Source organism: Leucobacter chromiiresistens, assembly GCF_001477055.1.
Lineage (GTDB): Bacteria > Actinomycetota > Actinomycetes > Actinomycetales > Microbacteriaceae > Leucobacter > Leucobacter chromiiresistens_A.
Genome location: NZ_LDRK01000118.1, coordinates 1 through 1,997, shown reverse-complemented (window position 1 = coordinate 1,997; position 1,997 = coordinate 1). Strand labels below are relative to the sequence as shown.

The following is a 1,997-nucleotide window of genomic DNA, read 5'->3' as shown; positions in this document are numbered from 1 at the left end:
GCGCCGAGCCCCTGTCGAGATGCGGTGTTCTCGACAGGGGCTCGGCGCTCTGGCAGGGGCTCGGCGCTCTTGCAGGGGCTCGGCGCTCTTGCAGGGGCTCGGCGCGCGGGCAGGCGCTCGGCGCGCGGACAGGGGCTCGGGACGCTGGCAGGGGCTCGGTGCGCGGGCAGGGGCTCGGAGCGCGGGCAGGCGCGCGGCGCGCGGGCAGGCGCGCGGCGCGCGGGCAGGCGCTCGGGGCGCGGGCAGGGACGCGGCGCGCGGACAGGGGCGCGGGCAGGGACGCGGCGCGCGGACAGGGGCGCGGGCAGGGACGCGGCGCGCGGACAGGGGCGCGGGCAGGGACGCGCCCCGCGCCCCGCGCCCGCGCGCTCCCCTACCAGTGCCGGTGCTCGTGCGATCCGGACGGGTCCGTGCGATAGTCGGGCCAGGGCAGATCGATCGGCGGCTCGAAATCGCGCGGCAGGAGCGCGGGCATCGGCTCGGCCGCCGTGCGCTCGGCGAACTCCCGCTGGGCCTCGGCGAGCACCTCGGGCTTCGTCAGCAGGTCGATGAAGGTGCCGGCGACCGTCTTGCCCGCGGTGACGATCGTCGGCGCGATCGTCTCGGGGATGCCGCCGAGGGCGTTCATGACCCACGCGGGGTACGGCCCCGCCCCGGGCACGGGCTGCAGGGCGGGGCGCGACACGTAGAAGCGCACGAGCGGCGCGTAGTGGCTCATCTCGACGTAATCGTCGCTCGTCCAGTTGCGCTGCCACGCGGGCATGTGCTCGCGCAGGCTCCGCTCCGCCTCCTGCGGCGAGATGAGCTGCTCGGTCTCGGCGAGGAACGGGCGCTCGGCCGGCTCGATCCCGAGCGAGCGCTGCACCTCCTGCGCGATCGCCACGGCCTCCGGCCCGTAGCTCGGCGCCCCCACCTCGGTCAGGTTCTCGTACAGCACGGTCGCCATCGCGTGGTTCGTGCGGCCGGGTCGGCTGCGGGCGATCCAGCGCTCCTCGAGATCGCAGTGCCCCATCGCCGCCGCCGCTGCGGCGTTGCGGTCGAGCACCTGGAGAATGTGCTCGGCCATCTCGATGTCGGGCGTACGCCACGAGAACTGCACGCGCGCGACGCGCTGCGGCAGGTTGTCGGCCGTCGCCTGGCCGTCGGTGAGGATCGCGTCGGAGAAGCTCCACCCGCCCGTCGCGGGCAGCATGGCATCGAGCATGCTGCGCGAAGCCGAGTACATCTGCACGAGCGACAGGTTCGCGCCGGGCGCGCGCGCGGCCGAGTGCGACGCGGGGATGGGCGAGTTCGGGTCGGCGCTCGACAGCTGCCACTGCTCGGGGCGGTCGCAGACGAAGCTGTAGACCTTGCTGTAGTAGGCGCCGCACTGCGTGTCCCACCGTGCGGTGTTGCAGAGCGGGAGCATGTAGAAGGGGTGGAACGAGACGATCGCGTCGGCGTCGTCGTAGTAGCCGCGCAGGCCGTGCACCACTTTCGAGCCGTGCATCTTCTCGGCGGGTTCTCCGGTGTAGTGGAGCGTGCCGCCGATGCCGTGCTCGCGCATCGCGTGCTGCACGGCGAGCACGCCGGCGAGCGTGGAGATGCCGAGTACCGAGTGCGGGTCGGTATGCCCCGGCGCGAATCGCGAGAGGCCGTCGCGCGGCGTCTCGGTGGTGGTCGCGGCCTGGCTGTTGCCGGGCACGGCGTCGTACTCGGCGTACGTGAGCAGCGTGGGCCCGTCGCCGTTCGACCAGCGCGCGCTGAACGCGGTGGGCATGCCCGCCGACCCGTCTTCGACGGTGAACCCCTCGGCGCGCAGCCGTTCGACGTACCACTGCTGCGACCGGTACTCGCGCCAGGCGGGCTCGGCGAGCTCCCAGATGCGGGTGTGCCATTCGGTGAGCTGGGGCAGGTGGTCGTCGATCCACGCCTGCGCAGTGCGCTTGGCGTCGGCGGTGAGTGCGGTCACGATCTCTGGGTCCTCTCTGGTGCGGCGCCGGGGGCGGGTTTCGGGG

The 1,997-nt window shown here is 73.9% G+C and carries 1 protein-coding gene; it reads right to left on the bottom strand.

Going from position 1 to position 1,997, the window contains the following annotated elements; genetic code table 11:
- Positions 1-373: 373 nt before the first annotated feature.
- The gene (locus NS354_RS12155) at positions 374-1,951 is read right to left on the bottom strand and encodes a hypothetical protein (RefSeq protein WP_058594725.1); all 1,578 of its coding nucleotides are present in this window, start codon (positions 1,949-1,951) and stop codon (positions 374-376) included.
- Between the last annotated feature and the right edge of the window lie 46 nt (positions 1,952-1,997).